22 protein-coding genes and 1 pseudogene are annotated in these 21928 nt (G+C 40.0%); 6 read left to right on the top strand and 17 right to left on the bottom strand.

What is annotated here, in order from left to right:
- Nucleotide 1 precedes the first annotated feature (1 nt).
- The 6 genes from L1267_RS09965 to L1267_RS09940 form a co-directional block, all read right to left on the bottom strand.
- Entirely contained in the window at nucleotides 2–448 is a 447-nt protein-coding gene (locus L1267_RS09965; protein WP_135924855.1) for a DUF4826 family protein, read from the bottom strand.
- Between the two features lie 113 nt (nucleotides 449–561).
- Nucleotides 562–1092, bottom strand: a complete 531-nt coding sequence (locus L1267_RS09960; protein ID WP_442960557.1) for a DUF924 family protein — start codon at nucleotides 1090–1092, stop codon at nucleotides 562–564.
- 9 nt (nucleotides 1093–1101) lie between these two features.
- Nucleotides 1102–2346: a lipoprotein-releasing ABC transporter permease subunit gene (locus L1267_RS09955; protein WP_135924860.1), complete on the bottom strand. Its 1245-nt coding sequence runs from the start codon at nucleotides 2344–2346 to the stop codon at nucleotides 1102–1104.
- The gene (lolD, locus tag L1267_RS09950; RefSeq protein WP_135924863.1) at nucleotides 2336–3034 is read right to left on the bottom strand and encodes a lipoprotein-releasing ABC transporter ATP-binding protein LolD; all 699 of its coding nucleotides are present in this window, start codon (nucleotides 3032–3034) and stop codon (nucleotides 2336–2338) included. The genes L1267_RS09955 and lolD overlap by 11 nt, the downstream gene beginning before the upstream one ends.
- The gene (locus tag L1267_RS09945) at nucleotides 3027–4244 is read right to left on the bottom strand and encodes a lipoprotein-releasing ABC transporter permease subunit (RefSeq protein ID WP_235382736.1); all 1218 of its coding nucleotides are present in this window, start codon (nucleotides 4242–4244) and stop codon (nucleotides 3027–3029) included. The genes lolD and L1267_RS09945 overlap by 8 nt, the downstream gene beginning before the upstream one ends.
- An 89-nt stretch (nucleotides 4245–4333) precedes the next feature.
- A complete protein-coding gene (locus tag L1267_RS09940) occupies nucleotides 4334–5215 on the bottom strand; it encodes a LysR family transcriptional regulator (protein ID WP_138557590.1) in 882 nt (293 codons plus the stop codon).
- 110 nt (nucleotides 5216–5325) lie between these two features.
- Between L1267_RS09940 and L1267_RS09935 the strand changes: the two genes are divergently transcribed.
- Both L1267_RS09935 and fghA read left to right on the top strand, forming a co-directional pair.
- Nucleotides 5326–6447 (top strand): S-(hydroxymethyl)glutathione dehydrogenase/class III alcohol dehydrogenase, encoded by a 1122-nt coding sequence (locus tag L1267_RS09935; protein WP_235382735.1) that lies wholly within the window; start codon nucleotides 5326–5328, stop codon nucleotides 6445–6447.
- Nucleotides 6448–6502: 55 nt separating this feature from the next.
- Nucleotides 6503–7339 (top strand): S-formylglutathione hydrolase, encoded by an 837-nt coding sequence (fghA, locus tag L1267_RS09930; protein ID WP_235382734.1) that lies wholly within the window; start codon nucleotides 6503–6505, stop codon nucleotides 7337–7339.
- A gap of 10 nt (nucleotides 7340–7349) precedes the next feature.
- Here the strand turns inward: fghA and L1267_RS09925 are convergent, their stop codons facing one another.
- Both L1267_RS09925 and L1267_RS09920 read right to left on the bottom strand, forming a co-directional pair.
- Nucleotides 7350–7658: a hypothetical protein gene (locus L1267_RS09925; protein WP_138557593.1), complete on the bottom strand. Its 309-nt coding sequence runs from the start codon at nucleotides 7656–7658 to the stop codon at nucleotides 7350–7352.
- A gap of 228 nt (nucleotides 7659–7886) precedes the next feature.
- Nucleotides 7887–9377 (bottom strand): BCCT family transporter, encoded by a 1491-nt coding sequence (locus L1267_RS09920; protein WP_235382733.1) that lies wholly within the window; start codon nucleotides 9375–9377, stop codon nucleotides 7887–7889.
- A 227-nt stretch (nucleotides 9378–9604) separates the two neighbouring features.
- On the opposite strand from L1267_RS09920, the gene L1267_RS09915 reads away from it, so the two are divergent.
- The gene (locus L1267_RS09915; RefSeq protein ID WP_135924881.1) at nucleotides 9605–10021 is read left to right on the top strand and encodes an MgtC/SapB family protein; all 417 of its coding nucleotides are present in this window, start codon (nucleotides 9605–9607) and stop codon (nucleotides 10019–10021) included.
- A gap of 4 nt (nucleotides 10022–10025) precedes the next feature.
- Here the strand turns inward: L1267_RS09915 and L1267_RS09910 are convergent, their stop codons facing one another.
- Together L1267_RS09910 and L1267_RS09905 are read right to left on the bottom strand one after the other, a co-directional pair.
- A complete protein-coding gene (locus L1267_RS09910; protein WP_235382732.1) occupies nucleotides 10026–11102 on the bottom strand; it encodes an energy transducer TonB in 1077 nt (358 codons plus the stop codon).
- Between the two features lie 102 nt (nucleotides 11103–11204).
- The gene (locus L1267_RS09905; protein ID WP_235382731.1) at nucleotides 11205–13103 is read right to left on the bottom strand and encodes a beta-ketoacyl synthase; all 1899 of its coding nucleotides are present in this window, start codon (nucleotides 13101–13103) and stop codon (nucleotides 11205–11207) included.
- A gap of 91 nt (nucleotides 13104–13194) precedes the next feature.
- Here L1267_RS09905 and L1267_RS09900 point away from each other — a divergent pair, with 91 nt between their 5' ends.
- From L1267_RS09900 to L1267_RS09890, 3 genes are all read left to right on the top strand, one after another.
- The gene (locus tag L1267_RS09900; protein ID WP_135924889.1) at nucleotides 13195–14241 is read left to right on the top strand and encodes a GlxA family transcriptional regulator; all 1047 of its coding nucleotides are present in this window, start codon (nucleotides 13195–13197) and stop codon (nucleotides 14239–14241) included.
- Between the two features lie 119 nt (nucleotides 14242–14360).
- Entirely contained in the window at nucleotides 14361–15560 is a 1200-nt protein-coding gene (locus L1267_RS09895) for a GAF domain-containing sensor histidine kinase (protein ID WP_235382729.1), read from the top strand.
- A 20-nt stretch (nucleotides 15561–15580) separates the two neighbouring features.
- The gene (locus L1267_RS09890; protein WP_199526412.1) at nucleotides 15581–16480 is read left to right on the top strand and encodes a S41 family peptidase; all 900 of its coding nucleotides are present in this window, start codon (nucleotides 15581–15583) and stop codon (nucleotides 16478–16480) included.
- Here L1267_RS09890 and L1267_RS09885 read toward each other — a convergent pair.
- The 7 genes and pseudogenes from L1267_RS09885 to L1267_RS09855 all read right to left on the bottom strand — a co-directional run.
- Nucleotides 16457–16900 carry a GNAT family N-acetyltransferase gene (locus L1267_RS09885; protein ID WP_235382728.1) on the bottom strand — a complete coding sequence of 148 codons (444 nt, stop codon included), beginning with the start codon at nucleotides 16898–16900 and terminating at the stop codon, nucleotides 16457–16459. The genes L1267_RS09890 and L1267_RS09885 overlap by 24 nt on opposite strands.
- A 26-nt stretch (nucleotides 16901–16926) precedes the next feature.
- On the bottom strand, nucleotides 16927–17421 hold the full coding sequence (locus L1267_RS09880) for an MgtC/SapB family protein (protein ID WP_235382727.1): 495 nt from the start codon (nucleotides 17419–17421) through the stop codon (nucleotides 16927–16929).
- A 30-nt stretch (nucleotides 17422–17451) separates the two neighbouring features.
- A complete protein-coding gene (locus L1267_RS09875; protein WP_235382726.1) occupies nucleotides 17452–18555 on the bottom strand; it encodes a GNAT family N-acetyltransferase/peptidase C39 family protein in 1104 nt (367 codons plus the stop codon).
- Nucleotides 18555–19949, bottom strand: a complete 1395-nt coding sequence (locus tag L1267_RS09870; protein WP_235382725.1) for a RimK family protein — start codon at nucleotides 19947–19949, stop codon at nucleotides 18555–18557. Before L1267_RS09870 ends, L1267_RS09875 begins: the two co-directional genes overlap by 1 nt.
- 241 nt (nucleotides 19950–20190) lie before the next feature.
- The gene (locus L1267_RS09865) at nucleotides 20191–20667 is read right to left on the bottom strand and encodes a GreA/GreB family elongation factor (RefSeq protein ID WP_235382724.1); all 477 of its coding nucleotides are present in this window, start codon (nucleotides 20665–20667) and stop codon (nucleotides 20191–20193) included.
- A gap of 76 nt (nucleotides 20668–20743) precedes the next feature.
- Nucleotides 20744–21664, bottom strand: a complete 921-nt coding sequence (gene secF, locus L1267_RS09860; protein ID WP_235382723.1) for a protein translocase subunit SecF — start codon at nucleotides 21662–21664, stop codon at nucleotides 20744–20746.
- A pseudogene (locus tag L1267_RS09855) lies at nucleotides 21661–21928 on the bottom strand (protein translocase subunit SecD); the annotation flags it as partial. The gene secF and the pseudogene L1267_RS09855, both read right to left, overlap by 4 nt.

Here is a 21928-nt window from a genome sequence, read left to right as displayed (position 1 = left end):
GTTAAGCTGGCTCATTTTGCCACATATCATCTTTTTCGAATAACTCATATAAACCATGAGCGCGGTTAATGAGTAAATTAGCAAAATCTACTTTTGTCTTATCTACAGCGCCCGACTGCATTAGTTGATCAGCCTTTAGTTGCCATTGCATTGAGAAATATCTAAGTACTTCACGGGCATTGGTTGCTGCACTTGCTTCTGCGTGGTCGGTTGGTAAACGCCCTGTGATAACCCAATAGCTTTTACCATTTTGTGCTTTAAACTTCCAAATAGCCACTAATGGCGCAATGAAACGGCTTTCTTTCTCAACAACGGTTTGCGGGATAACGCCTTTTTCAGCTAAATGCTTTTGTGCATTCTGGAAACATTCTCTTTGCCACATAACACTTTGTTTTTGCGCTTCGGCTTGTTCTTCTGGTGTTAATGGTCTTGCTTGTTTTTGTTCCATGGTGGTTACTCTTTTACAACATTTCTGACACTTTAAGGTTTAAAATGGCGCTGTGCAAGTGTTTACGGGCAATCAAAGGGCATTTAAATTTACTTGCCTACTATTCAGCCAACTCAGAAAGAAGAGTTAGGTTGAGTTAAAAATTGCAGCTCTTCAGGTGTTGATTCACGACCTAAAATTGCGTTGCGGTGTGGATAGCGACCAAACCTATCAATAATAACTTTGTGCTTTAGTTCAAATTCATAATTACTCATGCCTTTAAACAATTGCTCAGCCTGCTGATGAATAACTTTGGATTCACTATGCATAAACGGCATATAAATAAACGCAGCTTGAGAGCTAGGTAACTTTTTATCAAAGCCAAGTTCAATTGCTCTTTGCGCTAAGCTTAATGCTTGTGGATCTTGGCTAAAAGCCTGTGCAGTATTTCGATAAATATTGCGTGAAAACTGATCTAACACGATAATTTCAGCTAAAGAGCCTAGGGCATCCACTCGCCAGTCAGCATGCTCGCCAGCGATAACTTGCAATAGACATTCTGAAAACTTAACCGTAATTAATGCATCAGTGTCATCAGATTGCTTATACCAAGCTTCAGGGCCTAATTCATTAAACCAAAAATCGATAATCCTTTGCTTATCCATAAACATTCCTTAATTACCGAGTACTTTTGCTGGGTCTACTCGGGTTGCTTGCCATGCAGGGTATAATGTTGCCAAAATAGCGAGGACGAAGGTAACAATCACCGTGATAACAATATCTTGCCAAACGAGTTTACTAGGTAAAAACTCAATGAAATAAACACCTTGTAATGGGTTATCACCTAACAAATGACTGATCCACGAGAATAATTCACTGATATTTAATGCAAGCATAACACCTATAATCGTTCCAAGTATTACGCCAATAAGTGCTTGCGTAAATCCTTGCATAACAAAGGTGGCTAAAATGGTACTGTCTTGTGCTCCCATGGTTTTCAAAATTGCAATATTTGCCTGTTTTTCGCGTACTTCCATAACAAGTGATGAAACAATATTAAAACTAGCTACGGCAATAATTAGAAACACCACGATATACACAATAGTTCGAACCATTTGAATATCTTGATATAAGCTGCCTTGCGTTCTGAACCAACTAGAGACATAGACATAATCTGGGATAACTTGCCCCACCCGCATAGCGGTTTGATGAGCAGCAAATACATCAGCTACTTGTAACCGTAAACCGGTTACTTGGTTTTCATCGAAACTCAGTACACTTTGCGCTTTGTCGAGGCGAATAAAAGCCGCTGTTTCATCAATTGGGCCGCCCATTTTAATAATACCTGCAAGATTCAAACTCACCCGCTTTGGAGCAAGTAAAGTGTTACTTTGCTGGTTTATCTGTGGGATTAATAAGGTAACTGGGTCGCCAATTTTAAGACCTAACCGGTTGACTATTTGTTGTCCTAAAAGTACATCTTCTTGTTGTAACTGACTAACTAAGCGCCCTTCTGTAAATTGGTTTAACGCAGATACTTGGTTTTCAAACTCTGGGCTAACGCCACGCACTTCAACCGCTTTTAACTCACTTTTAAACTGCGCCATGCCGTTGACACTAATAAAAGGTGCTGCACCTGTTACACCGGCTTGCGAGCGCAATAAAGCAACTTTTGACTGCCAATTATTGATTGGTTTATTAGGAGCAACGTATTCAACCTGCGGTACAACCGATAAAAGCCGATGCACTAGTTGTTGCTCAAAGCCATTAATCACTGATAGAGCAACAATTAATACGGCGACTCCCAAAAGTATGCCGATTGTCGATGCTTTAGCAATAAAGCTTACAAAGCCATTTTGCCCCTCTTTTTGGCCACTGTGAGCGCGAAATCGTTTTGAAATAAAGGCACTAAGCAACATGCTGAGACTCTTTAATTGCAAGCTTACCATCATCTAAATAGGCAATTTTGCCTAGTTTATCTGCAAGCTCTAAATCATGGGTTACCACAACAAAACTAGTTTTTAAGCTGGTATTTAACTCTTTAATCAAGTCATAGATCTTAATTGCGTTTTGTTTATCTAAGTTACCCGTTGGTTCATCGGCTAGCACCAACGCAGGCTCTGTTACCAATGCACGTGCTATTGCAACCCGCTGCCTCTCACCACCTGACAACGCCGATGGTTTATGTTCGCAACGATGAGATAACCCTACTTTATCAAGCATGTTGAGGGCTTTTTCGTTTGCCGCTTTTGCGCTTAAACCTTTAATTAAAAGTGGCATAGCAACATTTTCAATGGCAGTAAATTCCATTAATAAATGATGGAATTGGTAAATGAAGCCCAAATTTTCGTTGCGGAAACTCGCTTGTTGTTTTCGGTTTAATTTAGCAACCTGCTGGCCTTTGATTTCAACGGTTCCATCTGTCGCATTATCTAAGGTGCCTAATATATGTAATAAAGTACTTTTACCAGAACCAGAACTACCTACAACGGCTAACATTTCGCCCTGATTGAGCGTTAAATCAACCCCTTTTAAGACTGCAACCTGATTATCGCCATCTTGATACACTTTATTAAGCTGCTGACAATTAATCACTAAATCACTCATAACGTAATACCTCTGCTGGATTCACTTTTGCAGCTTTTCGGGCAGGATACAAAGTAGCTAAAAAGCTCATAGCAATACTCCCTGCGGCAATTAGGCTCAAACTCATAACATCAAATTTAACGGGTAAACTCACACCCGCTAATAAATTAATGCCTAACATATTCAATAACTCATTTATATTGCTACTTAATAGCACGCCAAGTAACGCACCAATGCTGGTGCCAATAACACCATTGTATAAACCCTGGATCATAAATACATGCTGAACTTGCAAAGGAGTTAAACCCAGCGTTTGTAAGATAGCCACTTCACTTTGTTTTTCACTTACCATCATGGTTAATGCAGAAACTATATTAAACACCGCAACAAGCACAATTAAACCAAGTAACATAGACATAATGCGCTTTTCCATCGCCACAGCGGCAAATAACGTCCCTTGACTAGCTCGCCAATCAGTTACTGTGTAATCATTTAAAATTGCTGTTTGAGATTGCAATACTTGCTCTACAGAAAAAGGTTCGTACAAAGAGATACTCAAGTTGGGTGCTGCTGATTTTGCCAGCTTTAAAACTCGGCCTAACGAATAACCACTGGTAAATGCCAATGACATATCAATTTCAGATTGTGTTTCATACAGTGCAGCAACGGTAAACAAACGTTGGCTAGGTACTCGACCAAGGGGTGTATACGAACTGGCATTTGGCATGATCACCCGTACTTTATCCCCAAGCGAAATACCCAATTTACGGCTTAAATAGCGGCTAATCGCAATGTGATAGTTACTGTCCATTACTTGTGACCAATTGCCAGCAACAATTTTATCTTTTACGTTATACAGGGAGCTTCCTTCATCATAGAGCCCTTGCAATAACACGCCGTGTAAATCTTGGTTGGTTTGCAAAATGGCTTCGCCATGGCGATAAAGGTTAACTTGTTTAATATCTTTAGAGTTTGCTAGTTGCTGCTGTAACTGCAACATGGTTTCTTTCGAATTATCTTCAGCTGATACTTCGATATGGGGAATTAAACCAAGCATGTTTGTTTTGAGGTTATTTTCAAAGCCATTCATTACAGAACTGACTGTAAACAAGGCCATTAAGCCAATAGCAATGCCCGCAATTGAGAAAAATGAAATGAATGAGATAAAAGCATTGCCCTTTGAGGAGCGACTATATCTCAGCCCTATAAAAAGGCTAATAGGTTGAAACATAATAAGTTATGAATATTCCAAGGGCTAAATATGCGCTCATGTTAGCATAGATTTAGCCAGCATGGGATGCGCGAAATTGTAAAAAATAATTATAAATCTGATACTTGAACAGTAGCGACCAAATGGTCAAGTAATGCTTTTACATTGGTTGCTATAAATTGCCTAGGTGGGTACACCCCCCATACACCTTCAGGTGCAGGTGCAACATTCGAAAGTACAGCGGTCAACTTGCCATTGGCTAGGTGCTCATTGACATAATAATCCGGTAATTGCACGATGCCTAACCCTTTAATAGCTGCATCCACCAATGCCCAACCACTATTACATGCTAAACGCCCAGCCACTTTAATATGCTTATCTTGGCCCTGCTCTTTTACCCGCCAGTAGCTGTTATTACCGATGAGGCAATGGTGCTGACTTAATTCACTGACACTGTGCGGTTGCCCATAATTATTTATGTATTCGGGACTACAACATATAACCAGCCTGCGTTGGCTAATGCGCCGAGCTTTTAAAGATGAATCCTTTAGATGACCAAGCCGAATAGCTAAGTCATACCCTTCTTCTAATAGATTGACTTGCTCATTACTTAAATGACTGATTACTTCAATATCTGGGTGCTTTTGCATAAATGTATGCACCGCAGGCATTATGTAGCTTTCACCATACATGACAGGGGCTGTCAGCTTGATGCTGCCTTTAGGTGTCAGTTGCTGCTCGGCAAGCAGTGCCGTGGCATCATCCATAGCATGCTGTAACTGTTTTGTTTGATGCGCAAACACTTGCCCCTCTTGCGTTAGCACTACTTTACGGGTCGTTCGGGTTAGCAATTGTGTGTTTAATCGTTCTTCTAATTGACTCACATAACGGCTTACATGCGCCACTGACATACCCAGCAGTTTACTTGCTTTTGTAAAACTACCAGTTTCGGCTACCGCTAAAAATTCATCAATTCCGTGCCAACGATTCATTATTACCATACTGTAAAAGTGTTTTAATAAAACTAAGATTATCATTCATTGAGAAATAAATAAAATAGACTAAGTTTATTACTTACTTCCAACAACTATAAGGGAACGTTATGACTGATTTTATTAAATCAAAAGCGGCTATCGCTTGGGGTCCAAATCAACCACTCTCAATTGAAGAAGTGGATGTAATGATGCCTAAAAAAGGCGAAGTACTGGTAAAGATTGTTGCTACAGGTGTTTGTCATACCGATGCATTCACTTTGTCTGGTGAAGACCCTGAAGGTATTTTCCCAGCAATCCTTGGCCATGAAGGCGGCGGTATTGTTGAAGCTGTTGGTGAAGGCGTAACGCACGTTGAAGTAGGCGATCATGTTATACCTCTTTACACTGCTGAATGTGGCGAGTGTAAGATGTGTAAGTCTGGCAAAACAAACTTATGCTCTGCGGTACGTGAAACGCAAGGTAAAGGTTTAATGCCAGATGGCACAACGCGTTTCTATAAAGATGGTCAACCAATTTATCACTACATGGGTTGCTCTACTTTCTCTGAATACACTGTATTACCTGAGATTTCACTTGCTAAAGTGAGCAAAGAAGCACCTCTTGAAGAAATTTGTTTACTTGGTTGTGGTGTAACAACCGGCATGGGTGCTGTGACTAAAACAGCAAAAGTTCAAAAAGGCGATACTGTCGCTATTTTTGGTCTAGGTGGTATTGGTTTATCTGCCATCATTGGTGCAACTATGGCTGGCGCAAGCCGTATTATTGGTGTTGATATCAATACCAGCAAGTTCGAACTAGCTACTAAATTAGGCGCAACTGATTTAATTAATCCAAATGACTTTGACAAACCAATCCAAGAAGTCATTGTTGAAATGACTGACGGCGGTGTTGATTTCTCATTTGAATGTATCGGCAACGTTAATGTTATGCGCTCTGCCCTTGAGTGTTGTCACAAAGGTTGGGGCGAATCAGTAATTATCGGTGTTGCAGGCGCAGGTCAAGAGATCTCTACCCGTCCATTCCAACTAGTAACAGGCCGTGTATGGCGTGGTAGCGCATTTGGTGGCGTTAAAGGTCGCTCTGAGCTACCAGAGATTGTTGAGCGCTATATGAATGGTGAGTTTGCGTTGAATGATTTCATCACACACACCATGAAACTAGAAGATATCAATGAAGCTTTCGACTTAATGCACGAAGGTAAGAGTATTCGCTCAGTTATTCATTATTAATCTTTTAATTTTGCGCTAGGTTACTACCTAGCGCTTTTGTTTCAAGGATGTGGTTATGCTAGAAAACATAAGCTCAACAAAAGTCAGCGGTGGCTGGCATAAACAATATACCCACCAAGCTAATAGTACACATTGTGCCATGCGCTTTGCGATATTTTTACCGCCTGGTGCCAGCGAAACGAATAAAGTACCTGTAATGTATTGGTTATCAGGTTTAACCTGCACTGATGAAAACTTTATGCAAAAAGCGGGAGCTTTTAAAAAAGCGGCTGAACTAGGTATTGCTATCGTCGCCCCAGATACTAGCCCGCGCGGTGATAATGTTCCTGACGACGAAAACTACGATTTTGGTCAAGGTGCAGGCTTTTATGTTAATGCAACCCAAGCACCTTATAATGTGCATTACAACATGTACGATTATGTTGTTGCTGAGTTACCAGCACTGATTGAGGCGCACTTCCCTGTTACTAACAAAAAAGCCATTGCCGGACACTCTATGGGTGGCCATGGCGCGCTAATGATTGCACTTAAAAACCCTAAGCAGTACGTTAGCGCTAGTGCTTTTAGCCCGATTGTGAACCCGATGAATTGCCCTTGGGGTGAAAAGGCGTTTAGCAATTACCTTGGCAGTGATAAAGCAAATTGGCTCGAATACGATAGCTGTGAATTAATGAAAAAAGCAATTGCTGACGATTATTTACCGATGCGTATTGATCAAGGTGAAGCCGATAACTTCTTAACTGAGCAACTCAAAACCGATAACTTATTTGCTGTCGTGAACGAAAAAGATTACCCAGCTGAAATTAACATGCACGCTGGTTATGATCATAGTTACTTCTTTATCAGCAGCTTTATTGATGAACACCTAATGTTTCATCAAAAGTATTTGTAATAAGTAATGACTAGTGTGAGGTCTTTATTTCCTCACACTCTTTGATACTTTGACTGATTTGCCTGCAAACCAGTTGCGGTTCTTTGTCTTTCGGTTTTAATAAGCCAATCACAGCACTGTCAATTTCAAAACCTAGCTTTGCGAATGAGAAACCCTCGGGATCTTTTATTGTAGTCTTAGCATGATTTGCATTTGTATTTCCAAGCTTAGTTGATGGTGAGTTTTTTGCAGAACCATCAATAAAGGCTCCCGCCAAGGTACACCCCGTTAATTGATAAATTAGTGAGTAGATAACAAGTTTTGAGAAGTTAATCTTCATTGTTAAAGCTATCCATCATTGTAGGTCTTTTTTCGGTTCAGCTTTAACCACAACACATTCTTTTATGACATGGTTTATTTGACAACAATTAAGCATGGGTCCTCCAATACACTTAAGCTTATTTTATGAGCATAATAGCAAATGCTTAATTTTACTGTAAGAAAATGTAGTGATACCAACTCGCTTAATTAAGTGATCTACTTTGAGGTAATTGTTCTTGGGTTGGTATTAATCACAAATATCGCGAATAAACTCTTTTAAAAAACCAACCAGCTGCAATAAAAATATTAGTAAGAAAGGTAAAGCGCCTAAAATTGCAACGCTACGATTTAAGGGCTCATCTTGTAACAGTAATAATGAAAAGCTGCATATAAATAAAGCAAAACACCATGCGTAGAGGGTCACACGATTATTTTTAGCTCCAACAAGCTCTCTTATCACTAAAATTGCAGAGTCAGCTGAGGTTGCCACAAATACCAATAGTAATAACAAACTTGACCAAATAAACACGGTCCCTTGCCAACCTAATTGATGAAAAAATACAAATAGGCCTTGGCTGTAATCTTGTCTAATTGCAGCTAAAATGCCTGCTTGATTGAGTCTATCCCATTCAATCGCTGCGCCTGAAAAAGTCGCAAACCAGATAATTGTGACTAAAGTTGGAATGCACACAACCGCCATAATAAATTGCCAAACCTTACGCCCCTGACTAATTTTGGCTAGAAACACGCCGACGAATGGTCCCCACGCTAACCACCAAAAGTAGTAGTTATATGTCCAATGATTGGCCCAATCTGGTGTTTTTAATTGGCTATCAAATTGCCAAGTGCCGGTCGCAAGTAACTGTAAATAGTAGCCGGTTCCATCTAATGCAATTTTAATAATAGGCGCAATCGGCACCACTATTAGCAACCAAACGAGCAAACTAAATGCCAAAAGCACATTAAATATGCTCAGTGATTGCACACCGCGGCGTAAACCAAACTTAACCGACAGAGAATAAATAACGGCTAACAAACAAACGATTAAAGACCCAACTAATAATGTTGAAGTAACACCCAACTCGATCTCAACACCTTTACTGATCAGTAAAGTTGAATTTGCTATGGTCCCCACTACACCAAAAAATATCGAGAGCACCGCAGTTAATTTTACAATAAACGAGACTGTATATTTTGCAGATCTATCAAACCGATTGCCAAGTGCCGTTAAAACAGGAGCACATATATCTCCTGACTTACCACTGTACTGTGTTAACCCGCCAAGAACTAATGCAAAGACTGCATAAAGAGCCCAAGCATGAGCTCCCCAATTGACCAAGGTTAAAGCCAAGCTACTTGCTAGTCTGTCTGGGTATAAGCTTTGTTTAAGTGGTGGGTCAAGGGAATGTAATGCAGGCTCAGCAACACCCCAAAAAACCAACCCTGAGCCCATTCCAGCAGCAAACAGCATAGCAAACCAACCAAAGTTTGAATACTCGACAACAGCATGTTCGCCACCAACTTTGCGGCTTCCTAATGGACTTACAGCTAATATTATGATGGCAAACAATAAAAAATTGATCATCAAGAAAAAGCTACTACCTATCCACTTTAAAACCATTTGTACAAACGGTTGTACTTGCTCAGTGATAATGTCCGGCAATACAACAGCAATGAGAGCACCAAACATACACAGTGCAAGCGCGGTCTTTTCAAGAGGTGAGGTGGAATGTTTCAAAGTGAAGCCTATTTATTCAGCGTGATTAGCATACTGTTAGCATGGCTGAAATTCAAACAGCCAAAAGACTGAAAAAATGACATAGCAATGCGTAAAAAGCGCAAAGTATACCAAGCCTTACTTTTTAAAACCCGGCTACATGTCCCTAGTTTCCTCATTTTATTTAATTTGTTGATCGGGTATTGAAATTGCAGCTCTGTCAAAATTAACATCGCAAGGAGCTAAGTATGGACTTTAATTTTGATTGGTATGAAATTCTCGATAATTTAATTCACTTAGGGATTGCCTATTTACTTGCCTTGCCCATGGCATTTGACCGTGAAAAAACCAGTAATGGCGCTGGTCTTCGAACTTTTCCGTTAGTAGCCGTTGCATCTTGTGGTTATGCATTAGTGGGCATGTCTGTTTTGACAAGCTCTGAGGCTGAATCAAAAGTACTAGAAGGGATTATCACAGGTATTGGCTTTATCGGTGGCGGTGCCATTTTGAAGAACAAAAATTCAACTTATGGAACAGCCACAGCAGCCAGTATTTGGAATATGGGACTTATTGGCATAGCTGTGGCATTCAGTCGCTACGAAATTGCCTTTTTAATGGCATTAATTAATTTCGTAACGCTAAGGTATGTTAAACGCTTAAAGTAAACAGCTAACTAGCATCGAATTTAGAGTTAACAATGGCATACCCGGTTTGTTTAACTTTAATTTCAGCTGGGTTTGCAGATTTAACTAATAAACCGCAGCGTCTGCTTTGCTCATCAATGACATAGTTAACTAACTCACTGGCTTCAAGATCAATGACTTGATCAGCACAACGGATCTGTAATTTAGATACATCACTTGCGCCCTCTATCTTGATAGAACCGCGAGACAAAGATAAATAAGACAGCTTATCCTTTGAAACATTAATTTGTGAATTGATTTGCGGTGTGCGGGCTAACAAGTCATCAATTTGCTTAATTGTAGCAAGCTTGTTTTCTTCTGAGAATTCTTTACCTTCGATATTATCAAGTGCATAAATAGCATTGTAAGCGAGGTTAAAATCGCCCTTAAAGCTATACCACTGCAGAGCACTTTTAGCGACTAAATACTGAATATCTGTTGGTAATTTTGCTCGCAATAAATAGGCTATCGACAATTGCTCATCAAAGCCAAACCATTGCTGTTGGTAGTAATAAAATTGACTTTTTAACCAAGCAAATAACGCCTGCTCAGAGGTGTTTTTGGTGTGATCTTTATATAACTTAGCCAATGCCTGCTCAGCTTTTTTAAACTCTTTGGCTTGCAGCATTTTATTAATTTCATCGTATTCATTAATAAAACCACGGCTCGCTTTATCATTTGAGTAACCGTTAAAATATTTCCCTACTTCAAATGAAAATAGATACCCACCTTCAACTGTTTTACCCTCTTTAGTGGCTGGTGCAAACTCTAAATTAGTTAAATATTTCTCTGCGTTTTCTTCACTACCACGGGTATCGGAGGCCATGATCACTTCAATGTCTTTCGCTTTACCTTGTGTGTCAACTACATACGACATTAACGCCCACCCTTCTAATCGAGAGCCATTGTAGCTACCAGCAAAACGCGGATTTTGATTTTTAACGATATAGGCCGATGTAGCAGCTTGTACGTCAATACCTAAGTCATTAACGTCTCGTGCTAAAGTATGTGTTGGTAATCCGATTAGTGAACAAAGTACAGCAAATTTAGTAAGTTTGATCATGAGTAATTGCTCCTATTCCCTTAGATAGGAACATTTATAGCACTAAAAAAGGCGCTTTAAAAGCGCCTTGCTGTCAAGAATGTGCTTAAACATGTCTTGATCTTAAAACATATCCTGGTATGGGTTTGATTTTGTTAACAAAATCTTCTTATCAAAACCAGGGATTGTCATTGAATCTTCACAAATTTCAATGTCATTTTCGTCAATTAGTCCATCACCAAAACGATATATAAGCTCATAATGACCTAAATCAGCCTGTTTTTGGTAGTCAGCTTGGGCTTGTGCAACTTGAGTATGACGGTCTTGATATTGCGCCATAACCGCATCACCATGACGCTTTGCTAGCATTTTTAATGTGATTGTTGGTGAAAGTACTGTTGCCGTAGCGTTATTACCACCAAACCCTTTAGAGTTAATAAATGCAATGTCCATTGCATCGCATTGGTAATGTTGAGTACGAATATCTAAATGCTCGCTATAAACGTCATCCGCCACTTTATCGATTGTCGTGATACCCGGCATAATATTATGACTGAACACACCTAACGCCATAGCTAACTGATCTCCACTAGCTGGCGCTATAGTATGACCCACATACGCCTTAGGTGCTGCAACCTTCCAATTATCAATCGCAAATGTCTGTGCTACTTTATGATAAATTAATGATTCTGTTACGCGATTTTGTGGCGTGCTCGAGCCATGTGCCAAAATAAAGCTTCGTTTTTGTACCGCTTCTTGACCAACAATACTGCTCGCCAATGCAACAGATTTAGCCATTGTAATATAGTTACCAGGACCCGGCGCTGTGATTGATTTTTTAATACCATCTGCATTGACAAACACATCAGCAACGCTGCCTAATACATCAGCACCTAACTCTAATGCCAGTGCATCATCCATTAAAATTGCAACCTGTGCACCTTCACCAATAGTAAAGCCACAGTTTTCACCGAATGGACGACTTGTGCGGCGATGATCAACCACATCAGTATTATCAAGACGCTTTAAACCTTCTTCATTTGCAAGTGCGCTCATATTACCAAAACCTTCAACGATCTCTGGCGTAATAGCACACTCAACAGACGCTACGATAGCAACTCGTGTACGACCCGCTTGAATATCGTTTACTGCGGCACGTAGGTTATATAAAAACGTGGCGCACGCGCCTGAAGTGGTAAAAGTTGTACCCACATTACCTGTTACATAAGCATTGATAAAGTCAGTAGACATAGTGTTTAAGCCAAGTGCAAGCTGTTTAGTACTTACGCGATCGCCTTGTTGACGCGCACGTATCAATCCACCAAAACCCTCATCATCAACTTGACCTGCCACAGAGGCTGAGTATGTACCAATTTGATCAGGCTCAACACTGTTCATTACCTGTTGCCACGGCAGACCTGTTGAACGAATAGCATCGGTTGCGGCAAAGATAGTTGCTTGTAAGCCTCTTGGTTGATAACGGCTGTTATACATAGCCGAAGGTTCAAAACCTGTTGGTAATTGACCTGCCGCTTTAATTGGGTTGTCACGCGTACTGTCATGTTTAATAGCAAGATCAGCACTAATAGTGACTTTCACTTTTTTATCACTAAGGTCTTCGACCTGCCAACTTGCTGGCACTGGAGATGGTAAATCACGACGGCGCGTTTCAAAAACAATCTGTTGTTCATCAGACGCTGTTAACGTCATTTTTTGCTGCCATGGCGTTGCATCTACATCGAAGTGATTTTTTTCAATTTTACGAATAAGTGTGCCAGCTAAAATTTGCTCGCCAAATTGTGTTTCAATATCTGCTTCATTGACGGTATTACCATTTGCATCTTTTAAAACACCGTCTGTCAATGTAACTAAATTCATTAAAGTCGCTAAGCCTAAAAATGTCTCCTGACGGGCTTTTGCGTCCAAGCTGTCTAACACGATACGACGATAACCTTGATGAAAAGACGTGCGGCCAGCGGCATTAATACCGCCCATACCAACAATAACGGGTAATGCTGTCATAATTTACCTTGAGAAAACGTGTTACGATAATTCGCTTAAGTTTAAATGGATTACCAACGCTTCTTTATGCTTAAATAGCCAAATATTATGCATGAAATGCCAAAAACAACTGGTCGGAGCAATTAAAGTGACAAAACTTCAACAAACTAAAGCCACCGAAATCAGTATCTTGGTTTATCCCCATTTATTAATTACCAGCCTCACGCTACCAATTGAGATGTTGAGGGCTGGCGAAGCGTTTGCCAAAAGCCATCATCAGTCTCAACAGTTTTGCCCTCTAAATATCAACTTAGTAGCCAGTAACTTGGCGCCTATACCCAACAGAACGGGGCTGGCAATCATACCTGACTGTGAAACAGTCACCGCCCCTACAAGTGATTTAATAATTGTACCTGGCATCTGGCGCAATCCGCGTCCTGTCGTCAATAAACAAAAAAAATTAGTGCAATGGTTAAAGGATTCATGGCAGCAAGGAAGTCATATTATTGGTGTAGGCACAGGTAATTGTTTAGTTGCAGAAGCAGGATTACTGGATGGTCACCCTGCTACCACTCACTGGCATTACGCAGAGCAATTTAAACGTGACTACCCTAAAGTCCAGCTCAAGCCTGACTTTTTTATCACGCAATCTGAGCGCATGTACACAGTTGCGAGTTTAAATGCGCTTGCCGATGTTATTGTGCATATTATTAGTCAATATTACGGCCGAGAAGCTGCACAACATGTTGAGCGTAATTTTTCCCATGAAATCCGTAAGCCATATGAAGATCAACGTTATCTTGAGGGAGCTGTCGATAAGCATCCTGATGAACTCATTGCTCAAATACAGTTTTGGTTAAAAAACAACCTAACATCAGAGTTATCTTTGCAAGAGATTGCAGCACAATTCAACCTTAGCTATCGCACCTTTACTCGACGCTTTCGCCAAGCCACCAGCCAAACCCCCATTGAATACTGGCAACAACTTCGCGTGCAAACAGCAAAAGAATTACTCGCCTCTTCAAACTTATCGATTCAAGAAGTCGCCCTTGAAGTCGGGTATAACGACCAAGGTCATTTAACACGGGTATTTAAGAAAGTACTATCACAAACCCCTAGTGAATACAGAACAGTTGTGCGACGTAAGTTATTCGGATAACGAGTAAGATAAACTCAGAAATTTTTGAAAATATCATTTAAGTCAAGCATTAATTTGCCGAAATTAAATTTGTAACTAAGCTTTCAGATAGCAGTAATTTTTTCTCTGAGTCGGAAATAATGTATCAACCTGATTATAATGAATTAGTACAAAGTTGGAATAAAACCCTTGAGGTTTTAGCGATGTTTGCAAAAGTGCCCGTTGCTTTAATTATGAAAGTTGAAGACAACGTTATCAGTGTTTTTTCAAAAAATGATCATCTAGAAAATCCTTATAACATCGGTGATTGTGAAAACTTAGATGGCTCTGGCCTATATTGCGAGCATGTCATAAAAACGCAAAAGCTATTATCAATATCTAACGCACTGGTTGATGAAAATTGGAAAGATAACCCAGATATAAAGTTAAATATGATTTCTTACTTGGGGTTACCTATATCAGCCGGCGATGCGACCCCTTTTGGTACGATATGTATTTTAGATAATAAACCGAATAGTTACAGTGAACCTGTTATTAAATTACTTGAAACCATCAAGCATAGTTTTGAAGCCCAACTAAAATTACTTCATCAGCAAAAACAAGCATTTGAACAACTACAGTTCGAGGAGTTGGCTACTCTAATAAGAGGGATTGCCCATGAACTCAACACCCCACTCGGTAATTGCATAACCGCAGTTGATGTGGCTAATTTATCAATTACTAACACGCAGCAAAGTCTTGAAAATAAAAGTTTAGGCCAAAAAGCTTTATATAAGGCTCTTGAAACAATGGCTAATACTAATGAGTTATTAACACGGAACCTCACCACCTGTGCCCATAAAATACGTATTTTACAAGACTTGCTATACACAAAAGCTCAATCATCAAAGTCTCCCTTTAGCCTCAAACAGTTAGCTGATACATTAACTAACCATTTAACACAACCACTTAAAGATACGAATGCCAAGCTTGAGGTTAGTTACTCGCCTTCCAAGTCAGAATGTGAAATTGAAATAGATTTACTAAAACAAGTGCTGTTTATCTTGCTACAAAACTCAATGGAGCACGCATTTTTAGGCGTTGAAAAACCGCGAATCAAAATTGATATGCAAGATTACAATGGTATATTGAAAATTCATTACACTGACAATGGCATCGGAATCGAAGATGATCAGATCAACGCTATTTTTACACCTTTCTATAAAGGAAAAAACAACCATACAGGAATGGGGTTAGGTCTTAGTATTGCTAAAAAAATTGTAACGCAGCAACTACAAGGTAATATCTCAGTAATAGATAGCAACGAGGGAGTACACTTTTTATTAAGCCTGCCAAAATAGTGAGTAGTAAATTGCAGAAAATGACTATTTTCAAATGGTGCCTTTTAGCCCATATTTCTTTTTGCAGTTTAACTTTATTTGCAGAACCAAATTATCAAGAAGTAAAACAGTTAATTGACCTACATTTTATCCATAAAACTGATTATGCTAATAAAGCAGCTTATCTCGAATATGGTAACTTAAACCTAAAATCACTCATAAAATCACTTAATGAGCCACACTCTTACCTAAAAGTTAAAGGTTTAAATACAACTTTCTTTAGTGCAAAAAAACGCTGTGTTAATAACAGTAAAATTAAGCTGAATTTTCAAAAAGGTAAATTTTCTTATCTAAAGGTTTCCAGTATTGGTATAACAACCACGGAAGAAAAATCTCAATATGTTAGTAATTCAATCAATAAGATAAGATCTCAAGACAACGAGAACTCTCGATACTGGATTATTGATTTAAGAAAAAATAGCGGCGGCAATATGTGGCCTATGTTACAAGCACTTTCCCCTTTTTTCGACGCTACACAGACATTAGGTGAATTCCATTTGTCATCTGGAAGCATTACTAGATTTGGTTTTAAAGATGGAATAGCCCATGAAAGCTCGCTACAAAAAATCAATTTCCAACCAGATACCTATCATTTAAAACATCAGCCTATTGGGATTTATGTTTTGATTGATTCTAGTGTCGCAAGTTCTGCAGAAGCATTGGCAATTGGCCTATCATCGCTTGAAAATGTAACACTCGTTGGCGAGAAAACGTGTGGCTTAGCTACCGTCAATACTCCGTTTGAGCTCAGTGACGGAAGTATTCTTGTTTTAACAACAGGCGAGATGGCCAATATTCATGGTCAAACGTTTAAAAATGGCATCACACCGAGTATGAGTAGTCTAGAATTTATTAGGCTAATCAAAGATTTTGGAGAATAAAATTTTGCTAGCTTGTGGGCAGCCTCTGTCTTCATAACCCACTATTACATAACTATTTTTAATCAGCATACTCAGCATTGCAGGAAAACGGTTCATCGACTTAACTTTAATAGCTCGGTAATTGTGCTCTTGAACCCATGTTTCTTGTGCGTTTAATAATGCCTGTGCAATGCCCTGCCCTCTGCACTTTGGCGCTACTGCGCCAAGCCAGCTATAGAAAGTATTTGAATCTAATGCATAACCGAGTTTGTAGGCCACAGGCTCATTATCGATAAAGGCTACTAAAATTAAATACTCAACATCTGCTATCCTTGCTTGTAATTTACCGAGCGTATTTCTACCATCAAACTCAGGGATTTGACTATCCACGAGCAGTAAATCTTGTAGATTAGCAGGCTTTATTGTGTAGCAAGGTTCCATGGATTATTCCACTCTAATTTCTTGTTTCACTTTTCTTTTCGATAATACAACTTTGAATAGCGTTTTACACGCGCATGTACACCGCGACCTAAGCTTTTAAATTTAGCTTCGAGTACATCAACGCCATACAAAATAACGACCACTAATACTGAAAGTTTAATTGCAGCTAACAAGTTATCGGTGGCAATGACAACTCCAATAGAGGCTAGCACCCAGATAGTTGCTGCGGACGTTACTCCTACAACCGCGCCATCTTTTGCAAGCATTACTCCGGCACCTAAAAAGCCAATACCGGTGATAATTTGCCCCACTACACGTGAATGGTCTATCACATCGCCATGTAACATAAATGCAGTAGCCAGAAATAAATAGGTACCCAACACAATGAGTGCTGAGGTGCGTATGCCAACAGGTTTGCCGCGTAATTGACGCTCCATACCAATAATTGCGCCGCAAAAAGCGGCGCTACCAATTGCTGACCAAGAATAAGGGGCAATATCAAATAAACTACTCAGTGTCACTGTACTTCCAAATCAAACTAACAATCAAAATTATAAATAAAAGGCCATCGCAGTGCTGAGTCGTGATGAACCAAAACTCGCCATTTTGCTAAAATCGGCTTTGGCTATTGGCACGTGCTGACAGTCAATCGCCAATTGCTTTTCGTTTTCACAGAATGGATCATGAACATACAAGCAGTGCTCATCAATATGGGTTACACACACCCAATGCGGTGATTTTTTTCCATCGAATCGATAGGTGCTGATCAATAACACCACCGCTTTACCCTCAGCAAGCCAAGTCTCAATAGCTGCCAAGGTTAACTCTTGATAGCGTACTGGCAACTTGGCAGCTATTGCTTCGGCCACAAATTGATTATGTACCGTATGCAAAATGGCTTTTTTCTTTTCGCTTCTTACCCCGTCAATAAACAAAGTATCGCGGGTATTTAAAACAACATCAGCTTTAAAACCTCGCTTCATTGCCGCAAGTGCTAACCCTAGAGGATGGCAACCGCCATGCCCTGATGTCATGAAAATAGTCGTCGCTTCACGCCATATATCCAGCTCTTTGAGTTGGCTCATTGCGGTATCATTCAAGGATGACATTGCCATTAATAGCGCCGCAGGACCACAGGTAAACTCGGTTGTTTGCTGATACCAAGGCGTGTGTTTATCGGCATTAAATTCGATATTACGACGAATGTTTTTTTGCATTCGATGTGCATCACTATGGTCATCATAATAATCACTGTAATGACCAAACACCTGATAACCCAGTTTTTCATATAAGCGAATTGCTGAATGGTTGTTTACCGCAACTTCTAAACGCATGTATAAACGGCCACGTTTAGCCGTTTCGTTTTCAAGCGCAAGCAGTATCTTTGAGGCAATGCCTTTGCCTTGCTGAGATTTCAAAACAGCCAGTGAATATAACCGAGCGAGGCGCGTCCCTTTGTGACACCACACTAAACCATAGCCAACCAGTTGGTTATCTACCTCTGCCACCATCAGTAAACCATGCGTTGCGCTGATCCAGCGTTTTAAGCTACGGCTACTTAACCTATCTTGACTAAAGCTTTGTTCTTCAATCGCTACAAGGGCCGCCAAATCCGTTGCCTGAGCAAAACGGATTTGGCAAACAGATGCGTTCATTAACCGCGGCCTCGTGCTTCTAGGCGTTGTTTAAACTCATCCATAATGATCATATAAAGCTCATCACCTAAATAAGCATCTTCGACTTTATGGTCGATACTCGGGTTGTCATTCACTTCTAACACGTATGCTTTACCTTGATGCTCTTTAACATCAACGCCATACAAACCTTTACCCACCGTTTTGCAGGCTTTTAATGCTGCATCAAGAACCACTTTAGGTAGTTCAAATGTTGGCAAGGTTTCAAAGCCACCAGAGAAGAAACGTTTTGCATCATGGTTGTAAATTTGCCAGTGATTACGCGCCATTAAATAACGACATGCATAAATTGCACGGCCATTTAACACCCCGACACGCCAATCATATTCGGTGTACATATACTCTTGCGCTAGCACAAGTGCACTGAACTCAAACAGCTCAGTTAACTTAGCTACTAACTCATCACGATTAGCAACTTTAAATACACCTTTAGAGAAAGAGCCTTCTGGCATTTTTAATACCAGTGGGTAGCTAAAGTTTGCTTCTAAACTTTCGATTGTCTCTTCGTTTGTATCAGCCACAACATGAGTTTTTAAACTCGGCACTTTTTGATAATTAAAGGCATCGTGTAAATACACTTTATTACAACAACGCAATATCGACTCTGCATCATCAATGACCACTAAGCCTAAGCTTTGTGCTTTACTTGCTAAGCGATAAGTTGGATGGTCGATAGCCGTTGTTTGACGAATAAATAGCGCATCAAATTGCGCAATACTGGTAATTTCATCAAATGTCAGAGCTTGAGCATAAATACCATGTTTAGCGGCAGCTTTAATAAATTTTGCAATTGCATCTTTATCACTTGGTGGCACTTTTTCTTGGTGATCAACCAATATAGCCATATCCCAACGGTAACGACGTTTTTTATCGTGAATGCGCCACACTGACTCGGTAAAACTGCTTAGTTGCTTTACAAACTCTGTAAAGGCTGTGTCATCTAATGATGCAATCGTGCCTTGCTTCACAACACCTTGCTCATCACACACCAAAATAGGCGCAGGATATTGCGAGAATAATGCTTTGGTTGCTTTGCTTTGCTGCTCTTGATCTGTGTGACCAAAAAATACAGTGCCACCAGCGAGCTCTTTATGGCGCGTGCTGTGTTCATCGCTACGTAGCGCATTAATTGTTTTTACACTCGGTAATACCTGATGCTTTCTTGCTTCAGCAAGCAAAGAACAATAATAACCTTTGCTTAAATACTGCCCTGTATCACACAAGTTTAAAATGCGCGTTTTTGGCTCATTATGTTTTGGGTAATCACGTAAGTAGGTGTCAAAGGTAATGACATTTTCGAAATTTTGAGCAATACGTTGCTCATTGTTATCAACCACAATCAAGGTTTTAAACACGACTTTTCCTAAATTAAGTCTTATAAAAAAAATGAAAACACCCAACCAATTAAGTGAACGCATGAGGCTAAACTTCACTTAACTAGATGGGTGCTTAAAATACCAATACGCGAGAATTGGTAATTGCGTGTATTGGTATAAGCCTTAAGCTTGATGTGATTTATAGAGGGTTTTTAGCTTTGTGACCAACGAGTTATTTTTTACCTTAAGATGAAATTTATTGATTAATAAATTTTCTTGGTCAGCATATTTCTGCAATGCTGTAAAACTGCTTATTACCTGCAATTGTCAGTGTTAATTCATCATCGGCTTGCTTACCAATCAGTTGTTTACCTAACGGCGCTTCTCGGGTTACAACATAAATGGGCTGCTGTTTTACGGTGACCATTAAGCCACCTGCACTTGGGCCTATAAAGAACCACTTTGAGTTATCGTGCTCATCGATAAGACACACTAATGCACCTTCGCGAACCTTATTAAATTCGCTTTCTTTAAACACTGTATTAAATGCTTGAATGTCACGATAGCACTCATTGACTCGCTCAGCTTGCCCTTGCGCTAAATAAGCGGCTTCTAAACCCAAGGTATCGTATTGAGTTTCAGCTACACTTTCTTCGTGAGTTGCTGCATCATGGGCCGCTTTTGCCGCTTCTTTGGCGTTATGCAGTTGTGCCTCTAGCGCAAAGCGTAAATGTTCAATTACGTGTGTTTTATTCATATCAAAGCAGTTAAAACAGAAAAGCCGCTATTCTATGGAAAAATAGCGGCTGATGAAAGTAAGTTATAAAACTGACTTATGGCAACTCCATATAGGCTTTGGTTTTATCATCCAGTGTTTGGGTATAATTGTCTGAACTTAACCCTAATAGCTGCGGTAAGGTAGCGGCGATACAAATCGATGAAAATGTTCCCACCACTATGCCCACAAATAGCGCGATAGCAAAGCCAGTTAATGCAGCTCCTGCAAGCAGCCAAATGCAAGCAATGGTCGCAAGTGTTGTACCTGAGGTGATCAATGTACGCGTTAAGGTAGAACCAATTGCATCGTTAATCACAACATGGGTGTTAATCCGTTGATTATCTGGCTGAATCCGTAAAAGCTCTCTGACTCTGTCGCCAACAATAATCGAATCATTTAATGAATAACCAATAATAGCCAGTAAACTCGCCAGTACGGTTAAATTAAACTCAAGCCCTAGCAAGGAAAACAAACCAAGCACTAAGATTAAATCATGCAACAGTGCAACCACTGAACCCACAGCGAGTCGCCATTCAAAGCGCACGGCAAGATAAACCATAATGGCAATCAGCGCTGCAAATAAAGCTAAACAGCCTTGTTCAAATAGCTCATCACCCACTTGTGAGCCTAAAAATGAGCTAGATAAAACGGTATAGTCTACGCCTTGCTTATTAAGCTCTGCTTGCCAAGTACTGGCTTTGCTAGCCTCTGGCGCTTCTCTTAAAACAAAGTGATATTCACCCGCTTTAGTGATGGTTAATTTGCTCGCAACCTCAGAGCTTAACTTTGCTTTTAAATCAGTAATTGTGGTGACTGACGTTGTATTAATTTCAGTAATGTAGCCACCTGTAAAATCAAGGCCAAAGTTAAGCCCCTTAACAGATAAAACACCCAAGCTCGCGATGACTAAAATACAACTTAGCAATAGCCCTAAAAGGCGTGCTTTACTCGCTGGCGTTAAAGTAGACCAACTCATGCTTTTGCCCCCGTTAAATTGGTTAGTTTAATGTAGAGTGTTTGGCTAAGCGCTTTTGAAATGTAAACGCCAGTAAATACGCTAGTTAATAGGCCGAGCGCTAACGTGATGGCAAAGCCTTTCACCGGCCCATAACCAATGGCGTATAAAATAATTGCCGTGATCATCGTAGTCACATTGGCATCAAAAATGGTCGTAAATGCTTGGTTATAACCTTGCTCAATCGCTTGATATGTAGGTCGACCTTTGCGTTTCTCTTCTTTT

This window comes from Pseudoalteromonas sp. OFAV1 (assembly GCF_021532595.1).
In the GTDB taxonomy this organism is placed as follows: domain Bacteria; phylum Pseudomonadota; class Gammaproteobacteria; order Enterobacterales; family Alteromonadaceae; genus Pseudoalteromonas; species Pseudoalteromonas lipolytica_C.
The sequence above is the reverse complement of the archived record's forward strand: the minus strand, read 5'-3'. Positions and strand labels throughout refer to the sequence as shown.